We start from the raw sequence: 18,153 nt of genomic DNA, 5'->3' as shown, positions 1-18,153 counted from the left end.
GTCGACCCTCAGCAGCGCCTGCCGCCATCACATGTGGGTAAAGTAAAACCCCCACCCGGTCTGCGTATCCGGGTGGGGGTTATGTTTTGGTTAGCCCGCGCTACGCTTCGGGCTGACTATTGGTTGCGATGCGCCCGTGGTGCGTGGATTGGGGGTATGGTGCGAGGTGAGGACATCATCGGGTGGAGATGGCCACGGTGTGTGGTGTGGGCATCATCGTGGGGGCAGTGCATCGCGCATCGCGTGGGCGTCACCGGGCGGAGGCCATGGCGTGTAGTGCTGGTGTCATCGGGTAGAGTGGTAGCCGGCATCGCGCGGGCGTCATCGTGCTGAGGCCATGGCGCGTGGTGCAGGCGTAATCGGGTGGAACGGCCGTGGTGCGTGGTGCAGGCGTTACCGCGTGAAGCCGGCGTCTTGCGCATCGCTGGCGTCGTACTGCAACTGCCCGCGCTTGTAGGTGCGAAGGATGCGGATGCCCGCCGTATCCTTCGTGAAGAGCGCCACGTCCGCGGGCGCGCCGGGCGCAAGTCCCTGGGCCGCGGGCAGGCCGAGCAGGCTCGCGGGGCGGACCGAGGCCATCGCCCACGCCTCGCCGAGGCTGGCGATGCCCCGCCCCGCGAGGTGCGCGATGCCGGCGGTCATTGGCAGCGCCGAGCCCGCAAGCAGCGCGGGCTGCCCAGCCAGGTGCAGCCGCCCTGCCGGCGTCAGCGTCACGCGTCCGCCGATATGCGTGTCGTACGTGCCGGGCGGCATTCCGCCGAAGCTGACGGCATCGCTGACCAGGATCAGCCGCTCTCCCTTGACCTTGGCGGCGACGCGGAGAAAAGCGTCCGGCAGGTGGAAGCCGTCCGCAATCACGCTCGCCCACAAAGGCTCCTCCGCCAGCTGATCCCATATGTAATTCGGGTGGCGGGGCAGCACCGGGTGGGCGCCATTGCCCAGATGCGTCGACATGCGCGCCCCGGCTTGGACAGCCGCCTGGATCTGGGCCGAGCTTGCCGCGGTGTGGCCGATCGAGACCAGCACGCCGCTATCGGTGCAGCGCTCGATGAAATCCACGGCCTCCGGCCACTCCGGCGAAACCGTGACGATCCGGATCCGTCCTCCGGCAGCCTCCTGCCAGGACTGGAACAGCTCCCAGTCCGGCGCCCTTACATACCTGGCGTCATGAGCCCCTCTAGGCCCGTCTTCCGGGGAGATAAACGGTCCCTCCAAATGAATTCCCGCCATATTGTGATCGCCCGATTCGCACATTTCGGCAATCGTGCCGAGCCCGCTTCGCAGCGCCTCGTCGCTGTTCGTAATCAGCGTGGGGAAATAAGAGGTGACGCCCTCCGCCCACAGCCTCTCGTTTAACCGCCGGACGGTGTCCGCCTGCAGCGGATGCGTGTTGAGATCCAGCCCCGCGTACCCGTTGATCTGCAGATCCACGAGTCCCGGTCCGATCAGGGGCAGATCTTGCTCGCCCATCTGTGCCGCAGCCTCCCGCCGGCTCTCCGCCCCTTCCGGCGTCCCGAGCACTTCGTACCCGGCAATAACTCCGCCTGCCAAGGTGAGCCGGATATGCTCCCCGGTCAGGGCATGAATACCCTCCAGCCGGGTCCGGGCGTCACGGCTGCCTGCCGCCGAAGGTTCCATGCCGCGGTGATCAGCCTCCATACGAGTCCCGATCCAGGTATAGTGTACAGTTCGGGTGTTCCCGCAAAATGGAGGCCGGGCAGGCGGTCGTGATCGGTCCCTCCAGCGTCTGCGTCACCGCGCTGCGCTTGGTCGGGCCCGGCACGATGCAGAACAGACGGCCGCCGGAAAGCAGCGTAGGAATCGTCAGCGTCATCGCCGTTTCGGGCACCTCCCGAAACCGGTCAAAGCAGCCGTCCCGAACCTGCTGTTCCCGGCACATGTCATCGAGCTCGACGATTTTTACCGTCTTCGGGTCGTTGAAATCGGCTACCGGCGGATCGTTAAAGGCTAAATGGCCGTTCTCCCCAATGCCGAGGCAGACGATGTCGATCGGGGCCTCCTGCAGCAGCGCAGCATACCGTTCGCACTCCGCGGCGGGATCGGCGGAACCGTCGATCAGATGGACGGTTCCCGGCCGGACCCGGGAGAACAGCCGGGTATCTAGAAAAGTGCTGAACCGCTGGGGAGCATCTTCGTCCAGCCCGATATATTCGTCCATGTGAAACGCGGTCACCCGGCTCCATTCGATGTCTTTATCCGCTGTGAGATAGTCCAGCAGCTCGTTCTGCGACGGAGCCGCGGCAAACACGATCCGCAGGCTGCCCCTGTCCGCCAGGATCGCCTTCATTGCTTGGGACACATCGGCTGCCGCCGCCTTTCCCATTTCGTCTCTCGACGCGTACTGCCGGACCTGAAGACGGTCCTTCCACCACTTTTTCTCCGCCAAACGGGGACTGGGCATGATCATTCCTCCTCCATTGAATTATGAACCGCTCTTGCTTATTGAAATGGAGCTCCGCTCCAGCAGCTCAAACAAGGAATTCAGGCAGTCAGTGGTCGCCTCTTCCCCTCCCTCGGAAAAAGCATATCCGGCCGGGCGCTTGAGCTGCTCTTCCGTCAGGCTCGATTGGAGCCTGTAATGGGTCTCGACCACCAAATAGCCGTCATATCCCTCTTGCACCAAGCGGTGCAGCAGGCCTGCGTAATCCACCTGGCCTTTTCCGATCGCCACCGCTTCGGTATGATCTCCCTGCTTCACCGCATCCTTCAGGTGAATGTGGCAGATCCGCCCCTTCAAAGCTTCGTAGCCGTCAGGGTAAGGAACCTCCCGGTCCGGGTCCCACAGATCGTTACCGGGGTCATACAATCCTTGAATATAAGGAGAATCCACCGCCCGGATCAAAGCAGCGGCTTTGGCTGCATTGGAGGCGTAGACAGCCGGGTCCGCTTCCAGCGCGTAAATGACGCCATGTCTCTCCAGAATCGGCACCACGCTCTTTAATTCCCGGACGATGTCGTCGAACGCTTCCTCCAGCGGGCCGTCGGCCCAGAAGCTGAAGCCGCGGACAAACCGGGTGCCGAGCCGCTGCGCCAAATCCGCATAACGGGTCAAAGTCTCCCGGTGTTCGGCTATTTCCTCTTCATTCCGAAGATTGCATTTGAACACCGGGGCGGATAAGCCGCTGACCTTAAGGCCAGCCGCACGGATGGCCGCACCGATCTCCTCTATGCGCAAATCGCTCAGCCGGTACAGCTGCTCACCGTCTACGGAGCGCAGCTCCAGCGCGTCAAGCCCGTACCTGCGGGCAATCCGGATCGCATCGTCGATGTCCTGGGAAATTTCGTCGGTAATGACGCCCAGTTGAAAAGCAGCACTCATGTCCCCCGTCTCCCTCCTTTCATCACCATCATTCGTCATCTATGCAAAAGCAGATCGTCAAACGTCTTCCTGCGCGTTCCAGGTATCCTGGGGACTTCCGCATGGCGCTTCGCCCAGACGTCATAGACGTAAGCAGCAGCCATCACACCCCGCCGGAATAGATACGCGGCATAATTGTTACACCGTGCGCCGGGAGAGCGCACGCGGCAAGATTAGGTGCTGGCCACCGGGCTGATGCCCGTATCCAGCTTCACCGTCTTACCGGTCTCCCGGCTTTCGTTCGCCGCCTCCAGAAACGCGATAACCTCCAGCGTCTCCGTCAAATCAATCGGAGCGGCGCCCGTTTGGAACATGTGGATCACTTCTTCCATCATGCTGGCATAATACGGTTTGCCGTCCGTATACACGTCGACATGGTCGGTCCCCTGCTCACGGTGAACCAGCGCACCGAAACGGCGGTTGCCCTTCCGGTTGCCTCGCAGCGTTCCGACCCGACCGTCTCCCCATACGCCTACGGCCAGATCATGGTCATCATTTGTGGTGACCGTGACCTCCTTACACCCCTTGCCCATGCTGCGGTACAGCATATCGGCGGCATGAATGCCGTACCAATAAAAGCCCGGCTGCGTCGGCTGCAGCTCCATGGGGCCGTAGGCGTCCACGCCGATGATGTTCCCCTTATCGGCTGACTCCAGTGCCCGGCCCAGGCCCTCCGACCAGCGGACGGAGGAACAGCTCATGAGCGGAATCCCGTGCTCCTGCGCCAGCCGATAGATGGCCTTGGCGTCACGGGTCGTGACGGCAAACGGCTTGTCGATAAAGACCGGCTTCCCATAAAGGGCTACCTGCCGGAACTGCTCCAGGTGCACGCGCCCATCCACCGAGAGCAGCAGGATGGCATCGGCGCTTTCGGCTGCCTCCTGAATGCTGTGAACGATAGGAATGCCGCTGTTGTCTCTGACTTCGGCGGTAAATTTGTCCACCCGCCCGATGCTCAGCTCAAAATCCGGCGATCCGCCCGGATAGGCAGCCGTCACTCTCCCTCCGCGCACGTGGTGCGGATGATCCGGGTTGTTCAGCAGCTCCGCAAAGAGCGGCGCATGCGACGTGTCCAGCCCGATGATTCCGATCTTCAGCTCTTCTGTACTCATTTCCGCAAATCGCCTCTTCCTACAATTTGATTTCCTTGCCCGTACGCGAGGACTCGTAAATGGCCAGGATCAGGTCCACCGATTTTCTCGCTTCCTCTCCCGAAATGAGCGGCTCGCGATCCTCCCGTACCGCCTGAATCAGGTCGTCGATCAGAATGTAGTGGCCGTCGGAAGAAATGGCATTCGGGTCATCCGTGCCTTCGGCGGAGCCTTCCGAAACGAGCGGCGCAACTTCGCCGTCAACCGTTTTCCATACTTTAAAGCCGCTGTCCCCGTAAATGATCGTGCCGTGCTCGCCGTGAATTTCAAAACGGGGCTCCTGGCCAGGATTGACCGACGTCGCTCCTTGAATCACCCCAAACGCCCCATTCTTATATTTCAAAACTGCTACCGCCGTATCCTCCACCTCGATGTCATGAATTAACGGAGCCGCGTAGGCAAAGACGCTGTCCACTTCCCCCATCATCCAGCGGATGATGTCGATGCCGTGCACCCCCTGATTCATGAGGGCTCCGCCCCCGTCAATGGCCCATGTTCCGCGCCATCCGGCGCTTTTGTAATATTCCCGGCTCCGGTAGTATTTTAAGTAGGCGTCTCCCAGCACTAACTTGCCAAGCTTGCCTTCGTTAATGGCCTTTTTGGTTAGCAGCGCGTGAGGCGTGGTGCGTTTCTGGAAAACGGTGGCCAGCTTAACGCCATGACTCCGGCAAGCTTCGATCATCTCATCCATGTCCGCCTTGGTAATGCCGAGGGGCTTTTCGCACAGCACATGCTTGCCCGCCTCCGCCGCCGCGACGGTGGCATCCCGGTGGCCTCCGCTGGGCACGCAGATGCTAATGGCGTCCACATCGCATTCCCGGAGCATTTGCCGGGTATCCGTATATACATGAGCCGCCCCGAATTCTTCCGCCAGCTTGGCCGCCTTCTCCGGAACGGCGTCGACGATCGCCGCCAGCTCCGCTTCCGGATGGCTCACGATGGCTCTTGCGTGCAGGGGAGCGATCACGCCGGCCCCAATAATGGCAAAACGCATTTTTTTGCTCATACCAATCTCCTCCCGGTGGGAACCACCTGTAAGTTTACAACCCCATTCTAGTGGGACCCGTCTCCACGGCCAATCGCCCATTCTGTGGCTTTGCGCACAACTTTGGCGTCATCCGCAGGATCGAAGATGAATCCGTAAAGATGTATATGACAGCGCTCTCCGGGACTTGACCGTTTTTGGGGGATTCATGCCATGAATTACCGTCCGTTTGAATATTTAAGGCAACAAAATAACCCCACCAGGGGCCGGGCGTCTGCTTCCATGCGGATTCGCGTCCTTACGGTATTCGGGAGATGATTCGGTTTATAAGCAAAAAAAAGCGCCCCTGCCCTCCGGCAGGAAACGCTCTTCTTACAGAAAATAATTCGTGATCGACTGGTCGCTGGCCAGAAGGCCCTCGCTGTCCAGCTTCTTTTTCAAATACTTTTTATCCGAGGAAATAAACACGCTCATGATCAGATCGACCACGAACAGGAACGTAATATGATTGGACATAAAGGCGCTGTTATTCACGGATATTTTATCCGGAACGATAATATCGACGGCCGCATTCTCCGTTATCGGCGAAGCGTCGTAGCAGGTGATCGCGATCACCTTCGCCTGATTGACCCGAGCGATGGATACCGCATCGATAATTTCCCTCGTTGAACCCGAACGGGAGAAAGCGATGACGACATCGTCCGGACCGCACTGGGAGGCGGCGATCTTCATTTCCCTGCTGTCGTTGATGGCTTCCGCCATCATGCCGATAATCGCCAGCCGATTGCGGAGCGCCATCGCCGCCAAAAACGAATCGAACAATCCGATGACCACGATCCGGCGGGCACTTTTCAGCAGGTCCACGACCTGGTTCAGCTGCTCCTCCGTCACGAGCGCGGACGTGTTCACGATCAGCTCATTATAATCCAAAGCGAGGGCATCAATGGGATTGATCTCGCGTCTTTCTTTCTTCTTCGCCTGCATATCCCGGTAGAACGCGTCCTGGGCAAAGGCAATCTTGAAGTCGTTGAAGCCTTTGAAGCCGACCTTTTTGCAGAAGCGGTTAATGCTCGTCTCGGACACGCCGATCTCATTCGCAATCGCGGTGATGGTGTTACGGGTAATGAACTCCGGATTATGAATGACAAAGTTGGCGATTTGATTTTCGCCGTATGTTAACTTTTGGGTTTGCGATACGATTTTGGCGATGACGGCCGGAACCTGTGAAGACATGTGACCTCCTCCTGACCTACCTGTGGGAAAATAGCTAATCCGGTAACCCCCGCTAGCACACCCCATTATATCATACAAGGGAAGGTATTTAGAAAACGATGTCACAACGCCGCCGCATGACCGCTCTTCCACGACTCGACTTCCCGGCAAAAGGCTTCTTCGCTTAAAGAACCGTTTTGGATCAGGAAGGCGTAATCCAGCACGTTCGGCAGGAAGAGCAGGCCCATCATCTCCTTACAAAAGGCATGGGCGGCAATTTCGCTGCACTGGACGATGCTCGAGCGCTTCACCAGCCGTCTGCCAAGCCGGAACACCTCGACCGGTTCCAGCATGTCGTTCGTAAACTGCCCGGCGCGGTACTCCAGATAGTGAAAATATTCATGCGCCAGGTGGATATCGACCAGCCGCTCCAGCTCCTCGTCCTGAGGGGCGGAAGCGTGCTCCGAAAGAGGATCCGGCGAGAGCCCTGACGGCTGCAGCGCATTGCCCGGTTCTGGTTTCGCATCTGCCGTATGGTTTAGGCGCTGTGCCTGTTCTCCCGGGCTCATGATCGCCCGGTAAGCATCAGCCATGCCGCGGAGGGATGCGGCGTAGACGACCACTTCCGGCGGCGTTTTGGCAAAATCGATCTGCGCCCGCAGAGAGAGATGATGGAACGTGCCGGAGCGGTCCGTGATTTCATGGCGCAGTCCATCCCTGCGGTACAGCTCCCGGATAGACATGCCCCGGCAGGTCTGGGCCGCTTCCCGGCCCCTTTGGAGCGAACGGTCCACATAATAGGCCAGGCGGTCCTTTGGGATTTTGCGGTACAGCGGATCCTTGGCGAGCTCCGCATGGGCGAGCACCTCATCGGTCAAGCCGAGGTTTTGAACATTCAAACCGTATCCCTGGAACTCCGGCATGCCTTTCATCCCCCTCTTCGTGTTCTAACCTTTATCTATCTCTTAATCTCTCTAGCTGTTCTATTGGTACGCAATGACGATCATTTCGTCTTCGGACTTCAGCATCTCCGTTTCAAGGGTAAGAATCGACAGCAGCTGCTCCTTCGTCTGCATGCCGGTCAAATCCAGCATTTTCTCCTTATAAAAGGCGAATACCTTCGGGATGGTCGCATTGGCGTCGGAGTAGATCGTATTGTCTTCCAGAAATTCGTTAAGCCGGTCATCGGCCTGCGCTTTCGTCACCTTCGTGTACTGGACGCTTCCCTTCTTGAAGCGGACGACCCCTTCGCGATCCAGTACGGCGACGTAGTTGACTTTTTTCTTCATCAGGCCGAACAGTGATTTCTTGGTCCGCTCGGCTTCGAACAGGCTCCAGCGTCCGCTCTGCGCCGCCAGCCGGGTGTTCTCCGGCGATTGGTCGACCGAGCTGGCCGCAACCACCGTCATTTCTTCCACCTGCATCGCCTGCTGGCCGAGGTCTTTGGAGCGAAGCTCGGTCGAGCCGGTCGCGATGGCCCGCAGAATGTTCTTCTGGCTGTCGATTTCAATCGTGACCTCCACCGTCTCCTCGCTGGCTCCCGATTGGACGATCCGCTCCACGATGTCGGCGCGGATTCGCTTGATATCTTCTTCCGTCGGATTCACGACGGTCCGTTCCAGCTGCTCCTTGACCATGGCCAGCGCCACGCCGATCGTGGAGACGTAAGGCGCGTTGCTGGCGATCTGGCTCTTGAAGCCTTCCCGCTCGGCCATCGCCGGCACCAGCACCGCCCCGCTGCCCCCACCGCCGACCAGCGTGACGAACGCCCGGTCCAGCTCATAGTCCTCGATCATTTCATTCACGGTTTTCATCGTTTTATCGATCGCAATGTCCATCACCTTGCGCGCGGTTTCCTCCACGCTCAAACCGACATGTGCGGCAAGGGCTTCCCACGCTTTTACCGCCGCTTCCCTGTTGCCATATGCATAGTCGCCCTCCGGCACGTAGCCAAGGATGTTGGCCGCACCCGCCAGCGTATACGAAAACTCCCTTCCGTTTCCGCATTCGAAGATCACGTATTCGGCCGGGTCGCCCTCCCGCGGGCTGACGAATTTCACCTTCGGGCTAACGATTTGGTCCGTCTGTGCGAATGCCTCGTATTCCTTACCGGCGATGTGCGCGCTCCGCGGGCCGACGTCGGTAATTTTGCCGGCGGACACCTTGATCATGCTGCCGCCGGCGATGCCGAGCGTGCGGACGTCCAGCGACTGCAGGTACGTACGGTGGCCACCGACCTGCGCGTTTTGGATCATGACCTTGCCGTTTTTAATGACGGAAATGTCCACGCTGGTTCCGCCGACCTCGAAGAAAATGCCGTCCGAAATTTTCTCGTACATCAAAGCGCCCGCCACCCCGGCCGCGAGGCCTGACAGCATGGTCAGGATCGGGCGCTTCCGCACCTCGTCGATGCTCATCACGCCGCCGTCGCAGCGCATAATCATCAGTTGGGACTGGATATTGGCGTTTTTGACGGACTTCTCGGTCATGTTGGCCGTTTCCATCATTTTCGGAATGAGGGATGCGTTGACGACCGCCGTCCGCGTCCGTGTCTTCAGCCCGTACAGTTGGGAAATTTCGTGACCGCCTGTGGCATAGATGCCCTTGCGGTTCGCCAGTTCGATGACCCGCAGCTCATTGGTCGGATCGTCGACGCTGTACGCCTCGGAGGCGACGATGACTTCGGCCCCCTGCTGCACTAGTGTGTCGATGGCCGACTCAATGTCCGCATCGGTCAAATTTTTGGAGTCGAGAAACGTATGGTACGTCTTCAAAAACTTGCCGGGCGCCAGCTCAATATCCCCCGGATTGGACTCGGATCGCGCGCTCATCCCGTCGAGTCCCGTACCCATGCCGATAATGCCGACTCTGGCCACGTCCCCTTCAAGCAGTGCGTTGGTCGCCTGGGTTGTCCCATGGGCGATAAACGTGACATCCTCCGGGAGAATGCCCTGGCTCTCCAGAATCCGGTTCAAAATCTGCACGATCCCTTTCGCCACACCGTCCTCATCATGGTGCGTCGTCGGAATTTTCATTTTGCCGATGACCTCAAACGTTTCGTTATCGATGACGGCTGCGTCCGTAAACGTTCCGCCAACGTCGATGCCTACCCTTACTTTTTTTCTCTCCATGTTATCCTCCTGAAGTCAGGACAGGGGAAGGACCGCATCAAGCCGCGCAGTCCGTTCCCCGTCCGGAATCATTCGTAAAAACCTTTGTCAAAACACCATGAATGCGCCGATGACCATCGAGATCAGGACGGCGACCATCATCCAAGGCAGCGTCTTCTTCAAAATTTCGTTAATATCGGTTTTCGTAAAATCCGAAACCCATACGTTATGCGAGTTCGTCGGGTCGGATACCGCCTGCACGTTGCTGACCACGCGCAGCGCCAGCATGGCGGCGACCGGCGTCATGCCTGCCGTAACGAACAGGGCGGCGATTCCGCTGCCAAGACCCCACACGTTGAGCGGACCGCGGTAAATCGCCAGCGGCGACAGGATGGTGAAGAAGAGAATGTACATGATCGGATTGCCCGGAAGCACCGCCTCAATGAGCGGGGAAATCAGCGCCGAAACCTGCGGTGCCATAACCGAATTGAGCAGGATGCCGATGCCGATCATCAGCGCCATGGCGCCGGCGACGTCCTGAATGCCCTCGATCAGCGCGCTGGAGAGCACATGGATCGGGCGCTTCGGCCAGGCCAGTAGAATCGTGACGAGTGCGCCGATGATGACGGCGGGAACGATATCGATTTTAAAAGCGAACACCAGAATGACCGGCACCAGCGGACTGATCAGCGCATAGGTTGGCACTTTCTTGCCGTCGCCGCCGGTAGCTGCGGGCATCGCCCACGCTCTGCGGCCTTTGCCGTCTTTGCGGATATAGAATACGATCATGGCCAGGGACAGCACGATCAGCGGAAGCGCGGCCACCAGCGTGTAGTTGGCGATTTGGTCAACCGAGAGGCCGAGCACGTCGACGTATACGGCCCAGTTGGATACGTTGAAAAGGGCGCCGACCCCGACCGCGGACAGCACGACGATCGATGCCACGAACTGCGAAATACCGGCGGTCAGCATGATCGGTATAACGATCGTACCGACCAGGATCACCATACCAAGTCCGCCTGCTGCGGAGAAAATAATGGATGCGGTTACGAAGAACAGAATCGCGATCAGCATCGGCTTATCCCCGGCCAGCTCGGCGGCTTTGCGGATAATCGATTTGGTAATGCCGACCTTGTTCAGGATTTGCCCGAACCAGGCACCGAATACGAGGCCGGCAATCGCCCCGGACAGCCGCATCGAGCCGGACGCCAGGATCGTTTTGGCAATGCTTGTCGTATCGGGATTATTCGAGTTCCATGGCACCCCGGCGATAATCGCAAACAGGATCGCCATCAGCGGAAGAGCTAGGATTGCCGGGATTTTGCGCGTCATCATCAGCCCGACGAACACCAAAAACACAATCAAAATGCCGATCGCTTGAACCCACATTACACCAGTCACTTTGGTTACCCCTCTCGTCATGAGATTCATTCAAGTGGTTCATTCACATGTTTACTTCACATGTTTAATGATTCATGGCCTATATTTCCAAATGGGCTCCTTGGGCCTTGAGCTGAGCCTGCACCGCTTTGATGTCTACGTCCTGGACACTGACGCCGTGTTTGGCCGCGTATGCCGCAGCCACGCCCCCCGCATGGCCGATCGCCCCCGTCGTCGGGGTCGTCCGCATGGCCGCCTGCGCTTCGAACGTCGCCGAGATGCAGCGGCCGATGACGATCAGGTTTTTCACGGAATTCGTGATCATGCAGGAGTACGGAATGCTGTACATGCCGCCCCACTCCAGCTTCTGATGCTTCGTTCCTTCCCCGTCCGGGCTGTGAATGTCGATCGGATAACCCGAGTGGGCAATGGTATCGTCGAAAAGCTTCTGCTCCAGCAAATCCTCGGCGGTCAGGGTGTAGACCCCTTTGATCTGGCGGGAGCTGCGCACCCCGATGTTCGGACCGGTGGACTCCACCACCGCGTTCTCGAAGCCCGGAATGTATTTGCGGACGAACAGCTCCAGCTCGCGGCACTGCTTCCGTCCTTCCATCTCCGCCAGGCTGAGGCTGAACGCATCGGTCGGGTCGTGCCCCAGAATCCGGGTCGTGTTCAGAATGACCTCGCCTGGATTGTTCGTCTCGAAGAACAGCACGTTCTCGCGCTGAATCGAAATTTCGCCACGCTCCTTCGCCTTCCGGAACAAGCTGTCAAAGCCGCCGACCGACAGGCGCGGCGCCTTCTCGATGATGGAGGTGTCGCCGTTGTAAAGCGGAAAATCCTCCGGGTGCGCGTGGATGTACTCCTTCACTTTAGGGATGTTCACGTTGTACATTTTCATTTTCAGCGTCATTGGCTGCATCGCCCCGTCGGACTCCCGACCTTTCGTGAACTCCGCTCCGGCGCCCACGGAAAGGTCCCCGTCCCCGGTCCCGTCAATAAACACGGATGCCTCGATGTCGGTCAGTCCCGACTTGTTGCATACTTTAATGCCGACGATCCGTCCGTCCTCTGCCTTCACGCCGGCGAGCATCGTGTGGTACAAAATCTCACCGCCGCTCTCGGTCACCATCAGCTCCAGTTCATGCTTCATTGCCTCGGCGTCGAACGGGGTCACCGAATACGTAAAGCCGACCGTGTCAAAAATGTGCCCCGGCGACTTCCCCTGCCGCTTCAGCCGTTCGATCAGCTGGTCGGTAAAACCCCGGATCGCCAGCTTATCCCCGGCATGGAAGGTCATCATCGGCCCGACGCCGTTCGCCGTCAGCGTGCCGCCGAGAAACCCGTGGGACTCCACGATCAGCGTCCTGGCCCCCGAGCTTGCGGCCGCCACCGCAGCCATCGAGCCGGAAATGCCGCCGCCCATAACCACCACATCATACTTCAGCTTGTTCTCCAATTCGTCCTCACTCCTCCGGTAAATGATGTATGATTGTTTCTTGATTCATAGACTATCAAAACCTTCAGTTCATGTAAATGCTTTCAAGAAAATATTTTTCTAATTATCCGGATTTTTAGTAAATTATTTTCCGACAGTTCTATTGCCGGTATTCACTTCATATAACATTGGGTTGGGGGTGGATACGGATCAAGGATTTGGCGGATATTGAGGCAATGGGACGGCGGTTGGGGCATGGTTGAGGGTATGGTTGAGGGTATGGTTGAGGGAATAATACGAGGGAGTGAATTCGTTAAGGAAAGCTGATCTGGAGCGGCACTCTTTCGGGCTGACTTATTACATTCCTGGGGAGTATAGCCTGAAACCAACACAAAAAGCACCGGAATCCATCCGGTGCTCTCTCAACTTCATCAAACCCGCTTAACGTTGTTTGTTTCATAAATCACTTCTCATAGTTCTTCGCCATAAACGGCTCCGCCAGTCTCGACGGGTGCAGCTTGCGGCCGAGGCCGAAAAACTCGCAAAAGCTCATGATCAGCGGGTTCCACTGCTCAGGGTTGATATGGTTTTTCTCGCCCATCAGCAGCTCCTCGTCGATGTGGATCCGCTTGATCCTCATTTCCATCGCCGCGATGGAGCTCGGCTCCTCGAAAGAATGGATCTGAACCAGCTCCGCCTCCAGTTGAACCGGGCATTCCCCCGCCCGCGGCGCTTTCACCAGCTCCGACGGGACTTGCGTAAACCCGGATAGGCCGAACTTATCCGGCTCATATTGGTAACCCATCTCCGCTTTGTAGGCAGGGACGGGACTCGCCCCTGTCGTCAGAGCCAGGCGGTCCACTTGGCTGACCAGATCCGCCGAAGGCAGGTTCAACACGCATTCGCGCTCACGCTTGATATTTTGGACGGTTTTCGATTTGCCGCTCATGCCGAGCATGCAGGACTGATTCAACCACCAGGCGGACGACATCGGGGCCAAATTGGCCGAACCGTCCTCATTCAAGGTGCTGACCAGAACTACAGGTGTGCCAAAGTAGAGAATATTGGGTTCTATCGTTTTAAGCATCCTCTCACTTCCCCCTATTCATTTGTAAAAGTCTATGACGAAGGGATATCCTGTAGGGCTGCAGCCACCTTAGGAATTATCTCGGCTTAAGTATACTGCCGTCGGCGATAGCTTGGAAGGCTTCCCAAGTATAAGCGCAAGATAACGAAACCCGTAGCAACAGGCGGAGGCACGCGGGCCTATCCGGGAACACATGAGAAAAAGCCAAGCGTGGGCGGCTTTCTCACATCCGAATGATCCTCCGCAACGTGCGAGGTCTTCGCAGCGGTGAGTGACCTGGAGAGCGGAAACTTATTATTCGGAGTGGTGAGTAACCCCGAAAGCGGGCCTTATTCATAGTGCTGAGCGGCTCAAAGAGCGGCGAAATATTCGCAGCACTGAGTTGGCCGGGGAGCGACGCCATTTTCGTAGTTTGTGGTCTTAGGGGCCGTTTAAAAGTGAATTAGCTGCAAAAATGCATCCATTTTTGTCGGAATCAGGGGTTTCGAGCAAATTAGCTGCGATAATGCACTTATTTTTAGTCTTTGGGCCAAAATCCGCCGTATCCACCTAAATTAGATGCACTTTTGCACACCGTACTTTTGCAGCTGTTTTCTCCATAACGCCGAATAATGTTCACGTAAGATGCACTTTTGCATCTATTTCCGCCTAATCTTGTCTCTATCTCTAGCACATCCCCATCAAACCGAACCGCAAAACAAAAAGCACCGGAATCCTTTCCACGGCGCTTCTCATCTTTAATATTACTGAACCCTACACCGAGTACAGCCGCCCGTCCTCTTCTTCCTTCAGCCAGACCTGCATAAATCCCGGCTCCCGGTTGTCCCATAAATGATACGGAACGAAGCGGTACTGCCGCTGCCCGTCGAACCCGGTGAGCGCAACGATGCCGCCCAGCTCGTCCCGCGGCTCCAGGCCAAAAGAAATCCCCGGCCGGACCGCAAACCCATCATAAGCGAGTGCCGGGTTATCCGCCTGCTCCAGGCAGTACACCAGCGGCCCGCGCTGAACCGCGACACGGCCCCGGTCGGCCTCGACCTCCGGCCGCGCGTGCACCTGCTGAACCGGCATTTCCATCTCGTAGTCAATCGTATCGCCCGGCTGCCAGCGGCGGCTGAGCACGATAAATCCCCGGTCCACGGTCCAATCCGCAGAGGCTACCGCCTCCCCGTTAATGGACAGCTTCGCCCCGCGGCACCATCCCGGCAGGCGCAGCCGCACCGCGAATTCAGCTTCCTGGACCGGCTCCACCTCGATATGCACGTGCCCGTCCCATGGATAGCGGGTTACGGTTTTCATTAAAACCCGGCTGCCGTCCTTCAGCGTCAGATCGGCCGTGCCGGCGACGAACTGCAGCATGACGGGGCCTTCCTCATTCACGGCGTAATTGTATCCGCCGATCGAAGGCAGAAACCGTACCAAATTCGTCGGACAGCAGGACGTATCGAACCATTCGGTCCGGTGATGATCGCCCTGGGACGCCAGCGGGTTGACGTAGAAAAAATGGTCGCCGGACAGCGAGATTCCCGCCAAAGCCCCGTTGTACATGGCGCGTTCCACGACGTCGGCGTACTTCGCCTCGCCAAACAGCAGGCTCATCCGATGATTCCAGAACACCATCGCGATCGAGGCGCAGGTTTCACAGTAAGCGCTCTCGTTCGGGAGGTCATAGTCGTGCGTGAACCCTTCATTATGCCGAGATGGCCCGATGCCTCCGGTAACGTACATGTTCCGCTCCACCGTGTGCGCCCACACTTTACGCAGGGCGTCCTCGTAGGTCCGGTCCCCGGACGCCAGCACCACATCCGCCATGGCGGTGTACAGGTACATCGCACGGACGGCGTGCCCGGTCACCTTCTCGATGTCGCGGACAGGCACATCGTCTTGGCAGTACGCCGGTCCCCACTCCTCGCGGTCCCATATCGCGCCATGGCCATACCCGTGCCCCCGCTCCTCAAGCAGCCACAACGCGAGCTTCCAATAACGCTCCTCACCGGTCGCGTGATACAGCTTAATCAGCGCCAGCTCGATCTCCTCATGGCCTTCCACCCAGTGCCGCTTGCCCGGCCCGAACAGGTTGTCGTAATGGTCCGCCAGCTTGCAGGCCACGTCCAGCAGCGTGCGCTTGCCGGTAGCCGCGTGATACGCGACCGCTGCTTCGATCAGGTGGCCGCCGTTATACATTTCGTGCTTTTCCATATCCGTCCATTTCTGATCCGGAGCTTCAAGCGTGTAATACGTCGTCAGGTATCCGTCCGGCTCCTGCGCTGCTGCAATCAAGCCGATGATCCGGTCGATCTCCGCCTCAAGCTCGGGGTCCCGGTCCGCCATCAGCAAATATGCCGCGCCTTCAAGCACTTTGTACACATCGGAATCGTTAAAATAAATCCCTTCGAATTGCCCTTCCATGAGGCCCGCCGCTTTGGCGAAATTGCTGATCCGCCCGGTCGATTCGCATTTGTCCAGACAGGTCCGGAGCGTTACCCGCTTGCACACCTCCAGCTTTTGCTTCCACAGTTCATCCTGAATCTTTACCTGAGTAAAAGGCACGCCCTGCCAGCCCTGCTGCGAATGAGCCGTTGTCATCCTGCACCCTCTCCCTTCATGCAATATGCCGTGATGCTTAACCTTTCAACCCCGTCAGGGTAATTCCTTCTAGAAAATAACGCTGTCCCAGCAAAAAAATAATAACGCACGGGAGAATAACCACCGCAGAGGCCGCCATGAGCAGATCCCACTGGGCCGAGTAGCTGCCCTGGAACATCTGCAGGCCTAGCGCCAGCGTGAAGCGGCTGTCGCTCTTCAAGTAAATGAGCGGTCCCATAAAGTCGTTCCAGGTGCCCAGGAAGGTGAACAAAGCGACAACGATCACCGCGGAGCGGCTGAGCGGCAGAATGATGCGCCAATAAATTTGAAAGTAACCCGCCCCATCGACGACGGCTGCTTCATCAAAGTCTTTCGGAATCGACAAATAAAACTGCCGCAGCAAAAAGATATTGAAGATCCCGCCTCCGAAAAAGGACGGCACGATAAGCGGATAATACGTATCGTAAAACCCCAGCTCCTTCCAGCCGAGAAAGCTCGGGATGAGCGTCACCGCTCCCGGCAGCATCATGCTCGACAGAAGGACGGCGAACACGGCGTCCCGCCCCTTCCAGCGGATCCGTGAAAACCCGAACGCCGAGATCGTGCTCGTCAGCACCGTTCCGATCAGCACGCTCGCCACGATGATCAGCGTATTGGTAAAGTAAGTGCCGAACGGAAGAGACGTAAGCGCCCTTTTGTAATTGTCCCAGTGAAAGGGATGCGGAATCCATTCCGGCGGCATCACGAAGATCTGCGATAAATCCATCAGCGAACTCCGGATCAGCCAAATAAACGGGATGATAAAAAGCAGCGAGATCAGTCCAAGCGCCACATAGCCCGCGCCCAGTTTCAGTCTGGATTCCCTCATGACGGCCCGCCTCCTTCATAATGAACCCAGGATTTCGACGATCGGAATACGAGGAACGTAAACGCCAGAATGATCACGAACAGCACCCAGGCCAGCGCCGAGGCATAGCCCATTTCCGTATCCCGGAACGCGGTCCGCCACAGATAGAACACGAAGAACAAACTCTTGTCGTTCGGTCCCCCCTGAGTCAAAATATACGCCTCGTTAAACACCTGGAAGGAACTGATAATGGTCATCACCGCGTTGAAAAAGATCGTCGGCGTTACCATCGGAATCGTAATATGACGCAGCTTGTGGTACCATCCGCCTCCGTCCACATCGACCGCCTCGTAGTACTGCTTGGGAATGCCGGACAAGCCTGCCAGGAAAATGATGACCGTCCCTCCGATGCCCCACAGCGTCGTCAGCACGATGGAGGGAATGACGCTCTTTTCGGAAAAAATCCAGTCGCTCGTCGGCAGATGAAGCCATTTCAGCATCATGTTGATCAGACCCAGATCCGGGTTGAGCAGCCACATCCAAATCATCGCCGATGCCACCGCCGGCACAATGCTCGGCAGATAAATGATCGTCCGGAACAAGGCGCGGGCCTTAATGTTCATGTTCAGCAGCAGTGCGATGATGAAGGAAATGATGATGCAGGCCGGCACCCGCAGCAGGACAAAATAAAACGTGACGCCAAGCGAGCGGTAGAAGCTCTCGTCTTGGCCGGAGAAGAGCCGGGTATAGTTGTCGAAGCCGATAAATGACACCGACTCCTTGAATACGTTGTAATCGGTCAAACTCAGTACAAAGCTCGCGATCATGGGACCGGCGGTAAACAGGATAAATCCGAGCACCGCCGGAGCCGTGAACAGCAGCCCGTAGAACAAAGCTTTGCGCTCCCGCACGCCCGCCTTGCGGCGTGCGGGAACCGGAACGTTCATCGGAATGTTCGTCTGCATGCGTACCTCCTGT

14 protein-coding genes are annotated in these 18,153 nt (G+C 57.8%); all 14 read right to left on the bottom strand.

All coding sequences use genetic code 11. The features are described from left to right. Nucleotides 1–393 precede the first annotated feature (393 nt). Nucleotides 394–1,638 carry an N-acetylglucosamine-6-phosphate deacetylase gene (locus CJP46_RS23600; RefSeq protein ID WP_094598071.1) on the bottom strand — a complete coding sequence of 415 codons (1,245 nt, stop codon included), beginning with the start codon at nt 1,636–1,638 and terminating at the stop codon, nt 394–396. A 10-nt stretch (nt 1,639–1,648) separates the two neighbouring features. Then, nucleotides 1,649–2,422, bottom strand: coding sequence for a glucosamine-6-phosphate deaminase (locus CJP46_RS23595; RefSeq protein ID WP_094598070.1), 774 nt, complete (start codon nt 2,420–2,422; stop codon nt 1,649–1,651). A 21-nt stretch (nt 2,423–2,443) separates the two neighbouring features. Continuing rightward, complete coding sequence (locus CJP46_RS23590) at nt 2,444–3,340, bottom strand: sugar phosphate isomerase/epimerase family protein (protein ID WP_179281291.1); 897 nt, start codon at nt 3,338–3,340, stop codon at nt 2,444–2,446. A 212-nt stretch (nt 3,341–3,552) separates the two neighbouring features. Then, on the bottom strand, nt 3,553–4,491 hold the full coding sequence (locus CJP46_RS23585; RefSeq protein ID WP_094598068.1) for a Gfo/Idh/MocA family protein: 939 nt from the start codon (nt 4,489–4,491) through the stop codon (nt 3,553–3,555). Between the two features lie 19 nt (nt 4,492–4,510). Further along, nucleotides 4,511–5,536 (bottom strand): Gfo/Idh/MocA family protein, encoded by a 1,026-nt coding sequence (locus CJP46_RS23580; protein ID WP_094598067.1) that lies wholly within the window; start codon nt 5,534–5,536, stop codon nt 4,511–4,513. A gap of 351 nt (nt 5,537–5,887) precedes the next feature. Next, on the bottom strand, nt 5,888–6,748 hold the full coding sequence (locus CJP46_RS23575) for a MurR/RpiR family transcriptional regulator (RefSeq protein WP_094598066.1): 861 nt from the start codon (nt 6,746–6,748) through the stop codon (nt 5,888–5,890). Nucleotides 6,749–6,849: 101 nt separating this feature from the next. After that, nucleotides 6,850–7,650, bottom strand: a complete 801-nt coding sequence (locus tag CJP46_RS36650) for a hypothetical protein (protein WP_179281290.1) — start codon at nt 7,648–7,650, stop codon at nt 6,850–6,852. Nucleotides 7,651–7,710: 60 nt separating this feature from the next. After that, nucleotides 7,711–9,858, bottom strand: coding sequence for a hydantoinase/oxoprolinase family protein (locus tag CJP46_RS23565; protein WP_094598065.1), 2,148 nt, complete (start codon nt 9,856–9,858; stop codon nt 7,711–7,713). An 87-nt stretch (nt 9,859–9,945) separates the two neighbouring features. After that, a complete protein-coding gene (locus CJP46_RS23560) occupies nt 9,946–11,238 on the bottom strand; it encodes a citrate transporter (protein ID WP_256992492.1) in 1,293 nt (430 codons plus the stop codon). A 79-nt stretch (nt 11,239–11,317) separates the two neighbouring features. After that, complete coding sequence (locus CJP46_RS23555) at nt 11,318–12,676, bottom strand: FAD-dependent oxidoreductase (RefSeq protein WP_256992491.1); 1,359 nt, start codon at nt 12,674–12,676, stop codon at nt 11,318–11,320. A gap of 442 nt (nt 12,677–13,118) precedes the next feature. After that, nucleotides 13,119–13,742, bottom strand: coding sequence for a flavin reductase family protein (locus CJP46_RS23550; protein ID WP_094598063.1), 624 nt, complete (start codon nt 13,740–13,742; stop codon nt 13,119–13,121). A 753-nt stretch (nt 13,743–14,495) separates the two neighbouring features. Continuing rightward, a complete protein-coding gene (locus tag CJP46_RS23545) occupies nt 14,496–16,328 on the bottom strand; it encodes a glycoside hydrolase family 127 protein (protein WP_094598062.1) in 1,833 nt (610 codons plus the stop codon). Nucleotides 16,329–16,365: 37 nt separating this feature from the next. Then, nucleotides 16,366–17,196, bottom strand: coding sequence for a carbohydrate ABC transporter permease (locus CJP46_RS23540; RefSeq protein WP_094598061.1), 831 nt, complete (start codon nt 17,194–17,196; stop codon nt 16,366–16,368). After that, entirely contained in the window at nt 17,193–18,122 is a 930-nt protein-coding gene (locus tag CJP46_RS23535) for a carbohydrate ABC transporter permease (RefSeq protein WP_094598254.1), read from the bottom strand. Before CJP46_RS23535 ends, CJP46_RS23540 begins: the two co-directional genes overlap by 4 nt. Nucleotides 18,123–18,153: the final 31 nt, after the last annotated feature.

Origin of the sequence: Paenibacillus sp. XY044 (assembly GCF_002257645.1) — a bacterium.
Lineage (GTDB): Bacteria > Bacillota > Bacilli > Paenibacillales > Paenibacillaceae > Paenibacillus_AQ.
The sequence above is the reverse complement of the archived record's forward strand: the minus strand, read 5'-3'. Positions and strand labels throughout refer to the sequence as shown.

Bases quoted from the DNA above. Each gene is read 5' to 3' on its own strand.
- CJP46_RS23585 (WP_094598068.1), bottom strand. From the start codon at position 4,491: ATGAGTACAGAAGAGCTGAAGATCGGAATCATCGGGCTGGACACGTCG.
- CJP46_RS36650 (WP_179281290.1), bottom strand. From the start codon at position 7,650: ATGCCGGAGTTCCAGGGATACGGTTTGAATGTTCAAAACCTCGGCTTG.
- CJP46_RS23600 (WP_094598071.1), bottom strand. From the start codon at position 1,638: ATGGAACCTTCGGCGGCAGGCAGCCGTGACGCCCGGACCCGGCTGGAG.
- CJP46_RS23535 (WP_094598254.1), bottom strand. From the start codon at position 18,122: ATGAACGTTCCGGTTCCCGCACGCCGCAAGGCGGGCGTGCGGGAGCGC.
- CJP46_RS23580 (WP_094598067.1), bottom strand. From the start codon at position 5,536: ATGAGCAAAAAAATGCGTTTTGCCATTATTGGGGCCGGCGTGATCGCT.
- CJP46_RS23590 (WP_179281291.1), bottom strand. From the start codon at position 3,340: ATGAGTGCTGCTTTTCAACTGGGCGTCATTACCGACGAAATTTCCCAG.
- CJP46_RS23540 (WP_094598061.1), bottom strand. From the start codon at position 17,196: ATGAGGGAATCCAGACTGAAACTGGGCGCGGGCTATGTGGCGCTTGGA.
- CJP46_RS23565 (WP_094598065.1), bottom strand. From the start codon at position 9,858: ATGGAGAGAAAAAAAGTAAGGGTAGGCATCGACGTTGGCGGAACGTTT.
- CJP46_RS23545 (WP_094598062.1), bottom strand. From the start codon at position 16,328: ATGACAACGGCTCATTCGCAGCAGGGCTGGCAGGGCGTGCCTTTTACT.
- CJP46_RS23575 (WP_094598066.1), bottom strand. From the start codon at position 6,748: ATGTCTTCACAGGTTCCGGCCGTCATCGCCAAAATCGTATCGCAAACC.
- CJP46_RS23550 (WP_094598063.1), bottom strand. From the start codon at position 13,742: ATGCTTAAAACGATAGAACCCAATATTCTCTACTTTGGCACACCTGTA.
- CJP46_RS23595 (WP_094598070.1), bottom strand. From the start codon at position 2,422: ATGCCCAGTCCCCGTTTGGCGGAGAAAAAGTGGTGGAAGGACCGTCTT.